This is a genomic window from Pseudonocardia lacus (assembly GCF_018531445.1).
GTDB classification, from domain to species: domain Bacteria; phylum Actinomycetota; class Actinomycetes; order Mycobacteriales; family Pseudonocardiaceae; genus Pseudonocardia; species Pseudonocardia lacus.
Map to the genome: position 1 here is coordinate 1 of NZ_JAHDTH010000073.1, position 13,575 is coordinate 13,575.

The window sequence follows — 13,575 nt, forward strand, 5'->3', positions numbered from 1 at the left end:
GGGCGTCGACGTGCTGGTGGTCGGCCCGGCCGGGCGGCTGAACCCGCGCCCCACCGGCGCCACCGCGGCGGCGCTGGCCGGCACCGCCGTCGCCGGCGTCCTCGCCGGCCGGTCGGTGTCGGCCGCGACCGAGGTGGACGGGCGGACCGTGCTGGTCGAGGCGCGGCCGGTCGGCGGCGGCGGGTTCGCGCTGGTGCAGCCGGTGGACCGGGCCGTCGGCGTCGGCCCGCAGCTGCGCCGCTCACTCGCCTTCGCGCTGCTGGCCGGCGCGGCGACCTCGCTGGTCGTCGGGTTCGTCGTGGCCCGGTTGCTGGCCCGGCCGCTGCGCGGCGCGGTCGCCGGCGCGACGGCCCTGCGCGCCGGTCGGCGCGACGTGCGCATCCCCGAGCGCGGCCCCACCGAGATCGCCGAGGTGGCCGGCGCGGTCAACGAGCTGGCCGACGCGCTGGCCCGCAGCGAGGCCCGGCAGCGGGCGTTCCTGCTGTCGGTGTCGCACGAGCTGCGCACCCCGCTGACGGCGGTGCGCGGGTTCGCCGAGTCGCTGGTTGACGGCGTCGTGACCGGCGACGAGGTGCCCGAGGTCGGCCGCGTGGTGCTGCGCGAGGCCGAGCGGCTCAACCGGCTCGTCGACGACCTGATGGAGCTGGCCCGCCTGCAGGCCGACGACTTCCCCCTCGACCCGGCGCCCGTCGACCTGGGCGCGCTGGCCCGCGAGGCGGCCGACGTCTGGCAGGCGCGCGGCGCCGCGGCGGGCGTCGCGTTCCGGCTGGAGGTGCCCGACGGACCGGTGGTCGTGCGGGCCGACGCGCGCCGGGTGCGCCAGGTCGTCGACGGCCTGGCCGAGAACGCCCTGCGCGTCGTCCCGGCCGGGGCGCCGCTGGTGCTGGCGGTGCGCCCGGTGCCCGGCGGGGCGGTGCTGGAGGTCCGCGACGGCGGGCCCGGGCTCTCCCCCGACGACTACGCCGTCGCGTTCACCCCCGGCGTGCTGCACGAGCGCTACCGCGAGCGTCGCGGCACCGGCGGCATCGGCCTGGCCCTGGTGCACGGCCTGGTGACCCGGATGGGCGGGCGCATCGAGGCCTCCCCCGCCCCCGAAGGCGGCGCCCGCTTCACGATCACCCTCCCCGCCCCCTGAGGGTCCCGTCGAGAACGAACTTGTCGTGATCAACAGGGCCTGTTGATCACGACAACTTCGTTCTCGACGGGGGCAGCCGGCCGGGGCGGGGCCACAAGCGCGCCCGGACGACCGCGACGACGGTGGCCGGGCCGAGGGTGCGCGAGTCGGTGGAGCCGAACGGGTTGTCGCCGCGCACCAGCCAGCCGTCGCCGTCGGGGCGGACCGCCCGCTTCACCGACAGCTGCCCCGGCCGCGCCGGCCACGTCACCAGCACCACGTCACCCGCCCGGACCGGCGCACCGAACCGGACGACGACCACGTCGCCGTCGCTCAATGCCGGCGACATCGACGGCCCCCGCACCGACACCCGCCGCCACCGCATGAGACCCCCTTCACCGGACCTGCCACCGCAGGTGTCCACGAGTAGGGTCGGCCCTGCCAGAACGATCACCCAGGGAGGACACCCCATGCGGATGCTGACCCGCATTCTCCGCCCGCGGCTGGAGGCCACCGCGCACTGCGACCTCCCCTGCGGCGTCTACGACCCCGCCCAGGCCCGGATCGAGGCCGAGTCGGTCAAGGCGATCCAGGAGAAGTACCAGGGCAACGAGGACCCCGAGTTCCGCCAGCGGGCCATCGAGATCAAGGAGCAGCGGGCCGACCTGGTCAAGCACCACCTGTGGGTGCTGTGGACCGACTACTTCAAGCCCCCGCACTTCGAGAAGTACCCCGAGCTGCACGAGCTGTTCAACAAGGCCACCAAGAAGGCCGGCGGCGGGCCCGGTGGGGCGAAGTCGTCCACCGACCCGGCCACCGGGCAGGAACTGCTGGACTACATCGCCCAGATCGACAAGATCTTCTGGGAGACCAAGCAGGCCGCCTGACCAGGTGTCGAACGGCGCCGACGAGAAACGATTCTCGTCGGCGCCGTTCCGTTTATTCGAACTCGGTCACATCCAAACCTCCAGTGCGCCAATGGAGGAAAACTCACCACGGCGCACAGCCGCCGTGAAGTCGATCCACGTCGACGACCCAAAGGAGACCGGGGGGAGCTCCCGGTTCTTGGTGTCACGCACCAGGACGACATTTCTCGCGAAGCCGACCTCGAAGCAGTCCACATTGTGACTGAAACTGCTCGTGTGCCACTGGACTTCGGCACCATCTGGCGGTGGCGTTATCACACCCTGCCCCTTCCGCAACATAATGCAGGCCCAGGATTGGTCTGGTCGCGCGGGATGGTAGTGCTCGACGCAGGGCCGGAGGGGTCACCACGCCGTCGGCTTGGCGGTCAAACCTCGACATTGGCGCACCGAACGGGTGTGTCCGAATCGCGATCGGACCCCGTGCCGCTCGCTAGCGTGCTGACCAGCATGTTCTCGAGACGAATCCCAGCCGAACTCGGTAGCGTACCAGCACGGCCAACCCACGAGGAGCGGCACCCGAGGCAGCGGCGACTAGCCAGTGGCACCCGATTCGGTGACCGTTTCCAAGAATTCCTGGATGCCGCGGATGAGAGCAGTGCTTGCGATCGCGTCGAGCGCCTTATTCTCTAGGCCGTAGAAGATCTCCTTGTACGACCCGGTCGTCTCCAAGTCCTCGAAGAACTGTGGACGACCACCCCACGCATTCTCCATGAAGAGGATGTCGGATTCACTGGCGCTACCGAACTCCAGATGGACGAACGATCCGCGCAAGCATTCGTGGTACCCCAGCTCGAACGGAAGCACCTGCACCGATATCCGACCACTGTCGACGAGTTCGAGGATCCACGACAACTGGCTTCGCATAACGCTCGGGCCGCCCACCTGCCGACGCAGGACGCTCTCGTCCAGGATGAAATGCAGCAATGGGCGGTCCGATTCCAGGATCTCCTGGCGATCTCGCCGGGTCTGAACCATCCGGTCGATCTCGGCCGGAGTTCTGTCGCGCAGACCAAGGACGCTGCGTGCGTACTCTTCGGCCTGCAGGATTCCGGGCACGACAGCAGGGTTGACCTGTCGGATCACCGCGGCCGAACCCTCGTAGCCGAAGAAGTTGATCGTGTCCGACGTGAGGATGTCCCGGTACTCGGTGAACGGCAGGCGCTTCGAACCGCGCGCAAGGCGCTCCAGGGTCGCCAGGACCTGCTCGTCGCGCTGTCCGTATATGGCGGTGAGGGCACGCAAGTCCGACACAGCGACGGCCACCTGGCCGTTCTCGATCCGGATGACCTTCGACGGCGACCAGTCCAGCCTGTCGGCGACGTACTTCTGCGTCAGCCCCGCCTCGACCCTCAGTCGCTTCAACTCGACCCTCAACTGCAGTCGCATCGCCACCGGGCTGCTCATGGCAGTCCTCCTCGCCGGCTCAACGACCCGGAGGGCGCAGCGCAGCCCGGCCTGACGATCAGCAACACCAGGTCGATCCATGTTCTCGATATGCACGTGCATCTGCAGCGGATATCGGCATGCCACGATGCACAGCGCTACGCACCACCCCGCCACCCGCACCGAAGATACCCCACAGCACACACGTCGCAAAGCAGCGTGTTGCAGTTGCCGACACCGCAGCGGCGCACCCCGCATGCGGCGGCTCGACAGCAAAGCGTTAGCGATCAGACATAGTGGACGTTCGCTGGTGATCGAAACGTGATGGGACGCGAGAGGCGATCGAGACCGGCGTGGGAGCATTGGGCGGGAGCTTCGATCACCGCAGGGTCGCCACGGCACCGGGCCGCATCAGGCCTGGTCGACCGGGCCGCGCGGCAACGACGTCTGGCCACCCCGCACACTGCGGTGGTGGCCAGACGGCGGCCGACGCCAGCGGCAACTGGGGTGTCGACCCTTCACATGGAGGCACGACGAGGTCGTCCGGCCATCAGGGTGCGGACCGGATCGCGACCTGTCAAGTGGCCTGCTCCGGGTCAGGGTCTTCTCATCCGCCACCTTGCACAGTGCATGCAAGCCGATGTTCCTGGCCGGCTGGGCGCACGTCGCGGTGCCAGGTGTTCCGCCTGCCACGTGGCGTCACGACACCCCCTCGAGGAAAAGCGCGCACGCCACGACCTACCGTTCTGAAGAATGCATCGGGCGCAGGTCGCACCGGCGGTCCGCTGGATTTCAGCACATCCATCGGATTGCATTCCTCGGCTTGACCGCTGCCCTTCCGAAGTGGAAACTTCCATTCCGGACGGCGGCAACCGTCCAGGCGGATCGGCTCGATCCGACATCACATGGAGGCCGTCGGCGGGGTTCGCCGTGCCCGGTTGACCTCGCCGACGGTGTGAACCGGAGGTCATAGATGAAGCAGCCCTACATCCTGATACCCGTGGGCACGGCGATTCGCGTCGTCCTGTTCACCGCGACGGTGGTCGCCCTGGTGATCCTGCTCCTCGCGAGCGGGGGCGACCCGGCGGCCGCCGACGCGATCGGATCGGCGGCGTTCCTCGGCTGATCGGGGCGGATCGGCGCGGCCCATGCCGGCGGGGGGTGGGTCGCGCCTATCCGTGCCCCCGCCGCGCCGCGACCACGACGTCGGCCACCATCGCCTTCTCCCCGCCCGGCCCGGTCGCCTCCCGGCGCGGCGTGCCCGCCCTCTCGATCTCCCATTCCCCCTCCACCAGCCCCATCGCGGCGACGAGGTCATCCGGCGTCGGGAACCGGGCGTCCTGGTTCCACGACCACGGTGCCGCCGACCCGTGCTCGACCACCAGCAGCAGCCCGCCCGGCGCCACGGCCGCGGCGGCCGAGCGCAGCACCCGGTCGCGGGGCAGGTCGACCGGCGACTGCAGGTACTGCGCCGACACCAGGTCGTAGCGCCCGTCGGGGAACGTGGCGGCGAGGTCGTGCTGTTCGGTGCGCACCAGCGCGCACACCCGGGCGTCGGCCGCGCGCGACGCGACCCGCTCCAGGGCCGTCGGGGAGACGTCGACCGCGGTGACCCGCCAGCCCCGGCGGGCCAGCCAGACGGTGTCGCCGCCCTCGCCGCACCCCAGGTCGAGGGCGGTGCCGGGGGCCAGCGGTCCGACGACGTCGGCCAGCACGGCGTTCGGGTTCCCGCTCCACACCCGCGTCGTCGCCCGGTAGTGCCCGTCCCAGAACTCCTGCGCCGCTCCCATGCGCCGACACTGCCCGACGGACCGCGATCTCGACAACATCCGTTGCCGTTGTGGCAAAGTGGTCGGGTGACCGACGACGCGGACCTGGCCGGCGCCCTGGAGGCGGTGGGGCCCCGGCTGCGCGAGTTGCGCCGCCAGCGCGGCGCCACCCTGACCGAGCTGTCGGAGTCCACCGGCATCTCGGTGAGCACGCTGTCGCGCCTGGAGTCCGGCCAGCGCAAGCCGACGCTCGAACTGCTGCTGCCGCTCGCCCGGGCCCATCAGGTGTCGCTGGACGAGCTGGTCGACGCGCCGGAGACCGGCGATCCGCGGGTGCAGTTGCGGCCGATGAAGCGGTTCGGGCAGACGATCATCCCACTCACCCGGCGGCCGGGCGGGCTGCAGGCGTTCAAGCACGTCATGCCGCCGTCGAACGCCGAGCCGGACCCGCGCTCGCACGAGGGCTACGAGTGGCTCTACGTGCTGTCCGGGCGGCTGCGGCTGGTGCTGGGCCAGCACGACGTGATCCTGCGCCCGGGCGAGGTCGCGGAGTTCGACACGCACGTGCCGCACTGGTTCGCCAACCCCGGTCCGGAGCCTGCCGAGCTACTGAGCCTGTTCGGCCCGCAGGGCGAGCGGATGCACATCCGGGCGCAGCCGCGCCGTTCCTGAACGCCGGTCGGGATACCCGTCGGGTTCGCGGGTACCCCGCCCGCCGTGCGGCGCCGGGGTCGAGCTGCCAGAACGATCACCCAGCGCGGGCTCCGCGTTACTGCAAGGAGCGTGCAGGAAGGGTAGGTCAACAACCGGCGCACGTCCACCTATCGCGCTAGGGTCGCTCCTGCAAGATCCTTGCGAGAATAACCTCGACGGAAGGTCCCATGGCCGACTACACCCTCCCCGACCTGCCCTACGACTACGGCGCCCTCGCCCCGCACATCGCCGGCGAGATCATGGAGCTGCACCACTCGAAGCACCACAACACCTACGTGACCGCGCTGAACGGCGTCCTCGGCAAGCTCGAGGAGGCCCGGGCCGGGGGCGGCTTCGACTCGATCGTCGGACTGGAGAAGACGCTCGCGTTCAACCTGGGCGGGCACGTCAACCACTCGATCTTCTGGCAGAACCTCTCCCCGGACGGCGGCGACAAGCCCACCGGCGAGCTCGGTGCCGCCATCGACGAGTCCTTCGGCTCCTTCGACGGCTTCCAGGCGCACTTCACCGCCGCGGCGACCACCATCCAGGGCTCCGGCTGGGCCATCCTGGGCTGGGACCAGCTCGGCAAGCGGCTGCTGGTGCACCAGCTCTACGACCAGCAGGCCAACCTGCCGGCCGGCCAGGTCCCGCTGGTCATGCTCGACATGTGGGAGCACGCGTTCTACCTGCAGTACAAGAACGTCAAGCCGGACTACGTCAAGGCCTGGTGGAACGTCGTCAACTGGGCCGACGCCGAGGCGCGCTTCGCCGCGGCCCGCGCCCGCTGACCCGTCCCCCGGTTCAGACCGGGGAGTCGGTCACCTGGATGCCCAGCGCGGCCAGCAGCGCCCCGCCCAGCGGGACCTGCTGGTCCGCGCTGATCCGGGAACCGCGCAGCGCGAACGCGCCGCGCACTTCGTCGAGTGTGGAGCGGTGCAGGTAGGCGTCGGTCAGCTCGGCGTCGGCGAAGCTGGCGCCCGTCAGGTCGCAGCCGACGAGCCCGCAGTCGCTGCCGGTGAAGCGGTAGAAGTCGGCCCCCTGCAGGCCGGTGTCCTCGACGAGCAGGTACTTGCCCCGCGCCATGCGCAGGTTGGCCATGTCGGCCCGGCAGTCGCGGATGTGCACGTCGGTGAGGGACGCGCCGCTGAGCGCGGTGCCGGTGAGCCGGCAGTCGGTGAACGTGACGCGGGTGAGGCCGGCGTCGTCGAGGACGGCGCCGGACAGGTCGCAGTGCACGAACTCGGTGTCGCGGCAGCGCAGCCCGGTGAAGCTGCGCCCGGACAGGTCCGCGCCCTCCCAGCGGCACTCCTGCAGCGTCAGGTCGGCGACGTGCTCGGGCACCTCGACGTCGGGGCCGATGAGCAGGCCGTCCCAGGTGATGTCGAACTGGGGGAACCGGGGTGCCGGGTCGCGCGAGGACGGGACGTCGGGCGGGTCGGGACGGAGCTTCTTGACCTTCGACCGCGCCGCTCGTGCCACGGCCGGCACTGTACGCAGCACCCACGACAACGCGGCCGTTCCCCTGAGCACAACCGGCAGGTCACCCGTTCCGCCGAGCGAGTGATCCCTACCCACAAATCACTGCGCTAAACATCACCCTCCCGGACGAACCCGAATCGCCTCGCAGTGTCGACTTTCGAGCTTCCCGTCAGTCACTGTTCATCTGGGCGCAGGTGACGCCCGCGTTCCGGTCCCACAGCTCTGCCAGGTATCAACGGGCAGCGTCACGGAATCGATTCAGTTCGCACCGCGCCCCACCGGGTGCAGCGTCGAGCAGGGGAGCTCGTGCATGGAATTGACCCTCATCGTCGTCGTGGTCGTCGCGACCGCGCTGATCTTCGACTTCACCAACGGCTTCCATGACACGGCCAACGCGATGGCGACGTCCATCGCCACCGGCGCGCTGAAGCCCAGGACCGCGGTGGCCATCGCCGGCGTGCTGAACCTGATCGGCGCGTTCCTGTCCGTCGAGGTCGCCAGGACGATCTCCAGCGGGATGGTCGACGAGACCCGCATCACCCCCGTGGTGATCTTCGCCGGGTTGATCGGGGCGATCATCTGGAACCTGCTGACCTGGCTGCTCGGGCTGCCATCCAGTTCGTCGCACGCCCTGTTCGGCGGGCTCATCGGGGCGTCGATCATGGCGGCCGGGGTCGGCGCGGTGAACTTCGGCTCCGTGTTCACCAAGGTGATCCTCCCGGCCCTGGTCTCCCCCCTGCTGGCCGGCGTCATCGCCCTGATCGGCACCTACCTCGCCTACCGGCTCACCGCGCGCGCCCACGACGGCACCGTCCGGAGGGGCTTCCGCTACGGCCAGATCGTCTCCGCCTCGATGGTCGCGCTCGCCCACGGAACCAACGACGCGCAGAAGACGATGGGCGTCATCACCCTGACGCTGATCACGGCCGGCACGCTGGCGCCCGACTCGTCCCCGCCGTTCTGGGTGATCCTGTCCGCCGGCCTGGCCATCGCGCTGGGCACCTACCTCGGCGGCTGGCGCATCATCCGCACGCTCGGCAAGCGGGTCAGCGACATCCAGACCCCGCAGGGCTTCGCCGCCGAGGCGAGCGCCACCGCCGTCATCCTCACGTCCTCGCACCTGGGCTTCGCGCTGTCGACCACGCAGGTCGCCACCGGGGCGATCTTCGGGGCGGGCGCCGGGCGCCGGCTGGCCGCGGTGCGGTGGAGCGTCGCCGGGCAGATGGCAATCGCGTGGCTGCTCACCCTGCCGGCCGCCGCGGCCGTGGGCGCGGTCGCCGCGTGGGTGTCGGGCACCGGCACCGCCGGCACGGTGATCGTCGCGCTCGTCGCGGTCGCGATCGCGATCGGCATCTACGCGGCGTCGAAGCGGCACCCGGTCACCGCCCACAACGTGAACGACGTGCCGCCGGTCACCGCCGACGAGCCCGTCGCGGCCTGAGGGGATCTCGATGAGCATCGCCTGGGGTTCCCTGCTCCTGGTCTGCGCCGTCTCGCTGGCCGCCGGGGTGGCGGTCGTGGTGCTGGTGGCGCTGGCGCTGGTCGGGCTGTCCGCGCGGGCGCCGCAGCCCGTGGGCGGGGCGGCCGACGGCGCCCGCCCGTCGCTCGGCCCGGGTGCCGGCACCGCGGTGGCCGCGGTGTGCCTGCTGGCCGCGGCCGCGATCGTCGGCTACGGCCTCTACGTGATCGTCTTCTGACCCACCGCCCGGTTCTCCGGAGGCCGGAGAACCGGGCGACGGGGAAGGGCCGCGGATAGGATCGTCGCGATGAGCGCCGGGAAGGTGTACCTGCTGCGGCACGGGCAGACGGAGTGGTCGGTGTCGGGCAAGCACACCGGCCGCACCGACGTCCCGCTCACCGAGCGCGGCCGGGTGCTGGCCGGGGCGGCCGGAGCGCTGATCCGGCGGGTGCGCGGCGAGGACGCGCCCGCCCTGATCGTGTCCAGCCCGCGCGCCCGCGCCCGGACGACCGCCGAGCTGGCCGGCTTCGTGCCCGACCGCCTCGACGAGCGGCTCGGCGAGTGGGACTACGGCTCCTACGAGGGCCGCACCACCCCGGAGATCCGCGAGACCGACCCCGGGTGGACGGTCTGGACGCACCCCAGCCCCGGCGGGGAGACCGCAGAGCAGGTCGCCGCCCGCGCCGACGGCGTCCTCGACGAGGCCAGGGCCGCGCTGCCCGACGGCGACGTCGTCCTGGTCGGCCACGGCCACTTCAGCCGGGTGCTGATCGCGCGCTGGATCGGGCTGGCGGCCACCGAGGGCGTCCGGTTCGCCATGGAGGCGCCGAGCTGGGCGGTGCTCGGCGACGAGCGCGGGGTCCCCCGGCTCGACCACGTCAACCTGGGGGTCTTCGGATGACGGTGCGCGACGTGCGGCCGGAGGACGTGCCGGCGGTCGTGAAGCTGGTCTACGAGCTGGCCGACTACGAGCGCGCCGTCGACGAGTGCCACCTCACCGACGAGCAGCTGCACGCCGCCCTGTTCGGCCCGTCCCCGGCGCTGTTCGGCTTCGTCGCCGAGCTCGACGGCGAGGTGGTCGGCTTCGCGCTGTGGTTCCTGAACTTCTCGACCTGGCGCGGCGCGCACGGCATCTACCTGGAGGACCTGTACGTGCGCCCGGAGCACCGGGGCCACGGCTTCGGCCGGCTGCTGCTGGCCCGGCTGGCGCGCGAGTGCGTCGAGCGGGGCTACGCGCGGCTGGAGTGGTCGGTGCTCGACTGGAACGAGCCCGCGCTGGGCTTCTACCGGCGCATCGGCGCGGTCGGCATGGACGAGTGGACGGTGCACCGTCTCACCGACGACGCGCTCGCGGCGCTGGCCGCCACCTCGCCGTAGTCGCGGCGGTCAGGCGTCGAGGCCGGCGGCGATCATCGCCTCCAGCCGGGCGCGGCCGGCGTCGCCGAGCGCCCCGCCGAGCGCGGCCGCGAGGGCGGCGAACGGGTCGGGCAGGGGGAGCGCGGGCAGCTCGGCGGCCAGCTCGGGCACCGTCCACCGGCCGTCGGTGACCGCCCGCGCCCCGGCGGACCAGCCGTGCTGCACCGTGATCCTGCCGACGCGCACCGACAGCACCTGCCCGGTCAGCGGGCACCCGTCGGCGACGAGGTAGGCGACGAGCGGGGCCACGACGTCCGGGTCGCGCGCCGGCGCCCCGTCCACGCCGGGCACGCCGCGGGTCAGCCGCGTGCGGACCATCGACGGGCTCACGCAGTTGACCCGCACGCCCCGCCTGCCCAGCTCCAGCGCGTGCACGACGGTCATGGCGGCGACGCCCGCGCTGGCCGCGGCGTAGTTGGTATGGCCGGGCAGGGGATTGGACAGGCCCGAGCCGGATGCCGTGTTGACGATGGCGCGGTCGACGCGCTGCCCGGCGGCGTGCCGCTCGCGCCAGTGCGCCGCCGCCCAGTGCGTCACCGCGGCGGTGCCCTTCAGCTTGACCGCCACGACGTCGTCGAACTCGGCCTCGGTGAGCCGCTCGATGCCCCGGTTGGCCTCCACGGCGGCGTTGTTGACCACGGCGTGCAGGTCGCCGAAGGTCTCGACCGCGCGCTCGACCATCGCACGGGCGTCGCCCCAGACGGCGACGCTGCCGGTGTCGGCGACGGCCCGCCCGCCGGCCGCCCGGATCTCCTCGACGACCGCCGCGGCCACCGCGGCGTCGCCCCCGGACCCGTCGACCTCGACGCCGGGGTCGTTGACCACCACGTTCGCGCCGGCCGCCGCGAGGTGCAGCGCCTCGGCCCGCCCGATCCCCCGCCCCGCACCGGTCACCAGGACCGTCCGCCCACGCACGTCCATCGCCACCCTCACTTCGCCGTGTTACTTCATCGACTGCATTACTACATTGACTGTAGCAATATAGTCGCTGCAGTAAGCTCACCGCTGTGGTCGAGGGGCGCCGGGAGCGCAAGAAGCAGCTCACCCGCCAGGCACTGGTGGACGCGGCGGTCCGGCTGTTCACCGAGCGCGGCTTCGAGCGCACGACCGTCGCCGACATCGCCGAGGCCGCCGACGTCAGCACCCGCACGTTCTTCCTGCACTTCGCGACCAAGGAGGACGTGCTGCTGGCCGACGTCACCGAGCGGGTCAGCGGCGGCGCGGCCGCCGTCCTGCGCGACGCCGCGTCACCCGCCGAGGCCCTCGCGGCCGCCGCCGACGTGATGATCACCGACGCGTGGCGCGGCGACCTGCGCACCGGTGCCGCCGGCCTGCGGGCCCGGCTCGTCGTCGACAACCCGGCCGTGCGGGCCCGCCTGCTCCAGGTGGGGTTCGCGGCCCAGGAGGGCATCGCCGCCGCGCTCGTCGCGGCGTTCCCCGACCAGCTCGACGAGGTCGACGCCGCCGCGCTCGTCGGCGCGCTGATGGGCGCGGTGGCGAGCGCGGCCGTGGCGGCCCTGCGCCGGGGCGACCCGCCGGACGCCGTCCGCGACGCGATGCGCCGGGCCGCCGCGCTCGCACTGGCGCCGGGCCGGTGACGCCCTTCGCCGTCCGCTGCCCCGGCGGGCGCCCGACTGCAGGTCGAGGCCGGACTCGCGGTGCTGCGGGAGATGGTGGGCCGAGCCTCAGCCCGACGGGTCGTCCTTGGTCGGGTCGCGCCCGGTGTCGACGGGCAGGTCGAACCCCATCGACCACTCCCGCGACCGCTCGCTGATCAGCAGCATGAACGTCGCGGCCACGACGACGCCGGTGACGATGCCCATCGCCAGCTGCCGCGACGGCCCGATCAGCGAGTAGACGACCGGCAGCAGCAGCAGCTGCGTGACGATGGCCGGGGTGCGCGCCCAGCGCCGTCCGGTGACCAGCCCGAACCCGACGAACACCAGCGCGGCGCCGATCAGGGTGAAGTAGCCGGCCTCGCCGAGGACCGCGCCGACGCCCGCGGGCGAGCTGGTCGAGCGGATCGCCAGCGCCACCGCGAACCCGATCCCGAGCAGCCCTTCGCCACCGACGGTGACGCCGGCGACGCGGATCTGCCACGGCGGCGCTGACTGGCGCGTACTCACGCAAGCGAGGATAGGGCCCCCCGTTAGTGTGCCGACGTGCGCGCGCTGCTCGTCGTCAACCCCAACGCCACCACCACGACACCCGGTGGGCGTGACGTCATCACCCGGGCGCTGGGCAGCGAGCTCAAGCTGGACGTGCTGGAGACCACCTGCCGGGGGCACGCGGCGCGGGCCGCGGCCGAGGCGGCGGTCGACGGGTTCGACGTCGTCGTGGTGCACGGCGGCGACGGCACGGTCAACGAGGTCGTCAACGGCATGCTGGACGCCCCGGGCGCCGAGGCCGCCGGTCCGTGGAACCGCCCGGCGGTTGCCGTGGTGCCCGGGGGCTCGGCCAACGTGTTCGCCAGGGCGCTGGGCAGCCCCCGCGACCCCGTGGAGGCCACCGCGACGATCCTCGACGCCCTGCGCGAGCAGCGCGACGTCCTGGTGGGCCTGGGCCGGGTCGAGCCGACCCCCTCGCCGCGCCCGCGGGCCGCCGGCCATCCGGGCGGCCGCTGGTTCACGTTCAACGCCGGGCTGGGCTGGGACGCCGAGGTGGTCGCCGCCGTCGAGGAGGCCCGCGCGGCCGGCCGGGAGGCCACGCCGCTGCGCTACGCCGGCACGGCCGTCAAGCACTACGTCGACCAGCTGCGCCGGCCGCGCTCGATGACCGTCGAGATCTCCGGGGCCGCGCCCGTGCCGGACGTGCGGCTCGCGTTCATCACCACCACCCACACCTGGACCTACCTCGGCTCCCGGGCGGTGCGCACCAACCCGGGCACCTCCATCCGCTCGGGGCTGGGCCTGTTCGGCATGCGCGACCTGGGGGCCGGGACGATCGCCTCGACGCTGCGCCGCATGCTCGCCCCGGGCGGCGACCCGCGCGGGCGGAATGTCCTGCGCCAGGACGCCGTTGCATCGGTGACGGTCCGCTGCGCGGAGCCCGTCGCGCTGCAGGTGGACGGCGATCTGCTGGGGCGGCACCGCGAGGTGCGGTTCCGGGCGGTCCGCGACGCGCTACGCGTCGTCGTGTGATACCCGCAGTTCGTCGCGCCGGCCCCGGCTGGTCACCCGCGTGGGTGACCTGGGGCGTCCATTCACCGCTGCTTGCGGACCGTCGGGCCGATAAGGGCTCGCACCTGGGCAAACAGTAGCCCATGGTGGAGCCCGGACAGACGAGTGATCGCGACGACCCACTCGCATGGTCTGCGGGAGCGGGGGGTACCCA

18 protein-coding genes are annotated in these 13,575 nt (G+C 72.4%); 11 read left to right on the forward strand and 7 right to left on the reverse strand.

Going from position 1 to position 13,575, the window contains the following annotated elements:
- The coding region (locus KIK08_RS17110; RefSeq protein WP_214404163.1) for a HAMP domain-containing sensor histidine kinase at positions 1-1,135 on the forward strand (1,135 nt) is incomplete at its 5' end.
- Positions 1,136-1,181: 46 nt separating this feature from the next.
- Here the strand turns inward: KIK08_RS17110 and KIK08_RS17115 are convergent.
- On the reverse strand, positions 1,182-1,499 hold the full coding sequence (locus KIK08_RS17115) for a S26 family signal peptidase (RefSeq protein WP_250557194.1): 318 nt from the start codon (positions 1,497-1,499) through the stop codon (positions 1,182-1,184).
- Between the two features lie 85 nt (positions 1,500-1,584).
- Here KIK08_RS17115 and sodN point away from each other — a divergent pair, with 85 nt between their 5' ends.
- A complete protein-coding gene (sodN, locus tag KIK08_RS17120; protein ID WP_250557195.1) occupies positions 1,585-2,001 on the forward strand; it encodes a superoxide dismutase, Ni in 417 nt (138 codons plus the stop codon).
- A 66-nt stretch (positions 2,002-2,067) separates the two neighbouring features.
- Here sodN and KIK08_RS17125 read toward each other — a convergent pair whose 3' ends face one another.
- Positions 2,068-2,319: a DUF397 domain-containing protein gene (locus KIK08_RS17125; protein WP_214404164.1), complete on the reverse strand. Its 252-nt coding sequence runs from the start codon at positions 2,317-2,319 to the stop codon at positions 2,068-2,070.
- Positions 2,320-2,571: 252 nt separating this feature from the next.
- Positions 2,572-3,444 (reverse strand): helix-turn-helix domain-containing protein, encoded by an 873-nt coding sequence (locus KIK08_RS17130; RefSeq protein ID WP_214404165.1) that lies wholly within the window; start codon positions 3,442-3,444, stop codon positions 2,572-2,574.
- Positions 3,445-4,423: 979 nt separating this feature from the next.
- Here KIK08_RS17130 and KIK08_RS41050 point away from each other — a divergent pair.
- Positions 4,424-4,549 (forward strand): hypothetical protein, encoded by a 126-nt coding sequence (locus tag KIK08_RS41050; RefSeq protein WP_256446279.1) that lies wholly within the window; start codon positions 4,424-4,426, stop codon positions 4,547-4,549.
- A gap of 46 nt (positions 4,550-4,595) precedes the next feature.
- Here the strand turns inward: KIK08_RS41050 and KIK08_RS17135 are convergent, their stop codons facing one another.
- The gene (locus KIK08_RS17135; protein WP_214404166.1) at positions 4,596-5,213 is read right to left on the reverse strand and encodes a class I SAM-dependent methyltransferase; all 618 of its coding nucleotides are present in this window, start codon (positions 5,211-5,213) and stop codon (positions 4,596-4,598) included.
- A gap of 66 nt (positions 5,214-5,279) precedes the next feature.
- Here KIK08_RS17135 and KIK08_RS17140 point away from each other — a divergent pair, with 66 nt between their 5' ends.
- The gene (locus KIK08_RS17140; RefSeq protein WP_308257688.1) at positions 5,280-5,864 is read left to right on the forward strand and encodes a helix-turn-helix domain-containing protein; all 585 of its coding nucleotides are present in this window, start codon (positions 5,280-5,282) and stop codon (positions 5,862-5,864) included.
- A 209-nt stretch (positions 5,865-6,073) separates the two neighbouring features.
- Positions 6,074-6,676, forward strand: coding sequence for a superoxide dismutase (locus KIK08_RS17145; RefSeq protein ID WP_214404167.1), 603 nt, complete (start codon positions 6,074-6,076; stop codon positions 6,674-6,676).
- Between the two features lie 13 nt (positions 6,677-6,689).
- On the opposite strand, the gene KIK08_RS17150 is transcribed toward KIK08_RS17145, so the two are convergent.
- Complete coding sequence (locus KIK08_RS17150; RefSeq protein WP_214404168.1) at positions 6,690-7,367, reverse strand: pentapeptide repeat-containing protein; 678 nt, start codon at positions 7,365-7,367, stop codon at positions 6,690-6,692.
- Between the two features lie 310 nt (positions 7,368-7,677).
- On the opposite strand from KIK08_RS17150, the gene KIK08_RS17155 reads away from it, so the two are divergent.
- From KIK08_RS17155 to KIK08_RS17170, 4 genes are all read left to right on the forward strand, one after another.
- Positions 7,678-8,808 (forward strand): inorganic phosphate transporter, encoded by a 1,131-nt coding sequence (locus KIK08_RS17155; protein WP_214404169.1) that lies wholly within the window; start codon positions 7,678-7,680, stop codon positions 8,806-8,808.
- A gap of 10 nt (positions 8,809-8,818) precedes the next feature.
- On the forward strand, positions 8,819-9,064 hold the full coding sequence (locus tag KIK08_RS17160; protein ID WP_214404170.1) for a hypothetical protein: 246 nt from the start codon (positions 8,819-8,821) through the stop codon (positions 9,062-9,064).
- A gap of 69 nt (positions 9,065-9,133) precedes the next feature.
- Positions 9,134-9,727: an acid phosphatase gene (locus KIK08_RS17165; protein WP_214404171.1), complete on the forward strand. Its 594-nt coding sequence runs from the start codon at positions 9,134-9,136 to the stop codon at positions 9,725-9,727.
- Positions 9,724-10,203 (forward strand): GNAT family N-acetyltransferase, encoded by a 480-nt coding sequence (locus tag KIK08_RS17170; protein WP_214404172.1) that lies wholly within the window; start codon positions 9,724-9,726, stop codon positions 10,201-10,203. Before KIK08_RS17165 ends, KIK08_RS17170 begins: the two co-directional genes overlap by 4 nt.
- 9 nt (positions 10,204-10,212) lie before the next feature.
- On the opposite strand, the gene KIK08_RS17175 is transcribed toward KIK08_RS17170, so the two are convergent.
- Positions 10,213-11,163 carry an SDR family NAD(P)-dependent oxidoreductase gene (locus KIK08_RS17175; protein ID WP_214404173.1) on the reverse strand — a complete coding sequence of 317 codons (951 nt, stop codon included), beginning with the start codon at positions 11,161-11,163 and terminating at the stop codon, positions 10,213-10,215.
- An 86-nt stretch (positions 11,164-11,249) separates the two neighbouring features.
- Between KIK08_RS17175 and KIK08_RS17180 the strand changes: the two genes are divergently transcribed.
- The gene (locus KIK08_RS17180) at positions 11,250-11,840 is read left to right on the forward strand and encodes a TetR/AcrR family transcriptional regulator (protein ID WP_214404174.1); all 591 of its coding nucleotides are present in this window, start codon (positions 11,250-11,252) and stop codon (positions 11,838-11,840) included.
- An 87-nt stretch (positions 11,841-11,927) separates the two neighbouring features.
- On the opposite strand, the gene KIK08_RS17185 is transcribed toward KIK08_RS17180, so the two are convergent.
- A complete protein-coding gene (locus KIK08_RS17185; RefSeq protein ID WP_250557196.1) occupies positions 11,928-12,368 on the reverse strand; it encodes a hypothetical protein in 441 nt (146 codons plus the stop codon).
- 36 nt (positions 12,369-12,404) lie between these two features.
- Here KIK08_RS17185 and KIK08_RS17190 point away from each other — a divergent pair, with 36 nt between their 5' ends.
- Positions 12,405-13,382, forward strand: a complete 978-nt coding sequence (locus tag KIK08_RS17190; protein WP_214404175.1) for a diacylglycerol/lipid kinase family protein — start codon at positions 12,405-12,407, stop codon at positions 13,380-13,382.
- The last annotated feature ends 193 nt before the right edge of the window (positions 13,383-13,575 follow it).

Excerpts from the sequence above, each read along its gene's own strand:
- KIK08_RS17170 (WP_214404172.1), top strand. The coding sequence starts at position 9,724 with ATGACGGTGCGCGACGTGCGGCCGGAGGACGTGCCGGCGGTCGTGAAG.
- KIK08_RS17155 (WP_214404169.1), top strand. The coding sequence starts at position 7,678 with ATGGAATTGACCCTCATCGTCGTCGTGGTCGTCGCGACCGCGCTGATC.
- KIK08_RS17125 (WP_214404164.1), bottom strand. The coding sequence starts at position 2,319 with ATGTTGCGGAAGGGGCAGGGTGTGATAACGCCACCGCCAGATGGTGCC.
- KIK08_RS17115 (WP_250557194.1), bottom strand. The coding sequence starts at position 1,499 with ATGCGGTGGCGGCGGGTGTCGGTGCGGGGGCCGTCGATGTCGCCGGCA.
- KIK08_RS17130 (WP_214404165.1), bottom strand. The coding sequence starts at position 3,444 with ATGAGCAGCCCGGTGGCGATGCGACTGCAGTTGAGGGTCGAGTTGAAG.
- sodN (WP_250557195.1), top strand. The coding sequence starts at position 1,585 with ATGCGGATGCTGACCCGCATTCTCCGCCCGCGGCTGGAGGCCACCGCG.
- KIK08_RS17175 (WP_214404173.1), bottom strand. The coding sequence starts at position 11,163 with ATGGACGTGCGTGGGCGGACGGTCCTGGTGACCGGTGCGGGGCGGGGG.
- KIK08_RS17160 (WP_214404170.1), top strand. The coding sequence starts at position 8,819 with ATGAGCATCGCCTGGGGTTCCCTGCTCCTGGTCTGCGCCGTCTCGCTG.
- KIK08_RS17165 (WP_214404171.1), top strand. The coding sequence starts at position 9,134 with ATGAGCGCCGGGAAGGTGTACCTGCTGCGGCACGGGCAGACGGAGTGG.
- KIK08_RS17145 (WP_214404167.1), top strand. The coding sequence starts at position 6,074 with ATGGCCGACTACACCCTCCCCGACCTGCCCTACGACTACGGCGCCCTC.
- KIK08_RS17135 (WP_214404166.1), bottom strand. The coding sequence starts at position 5,213 with ATGGGAGCGGCGCAGGAGTTCTGGGACGGGCACTACCGGGCGACGACG.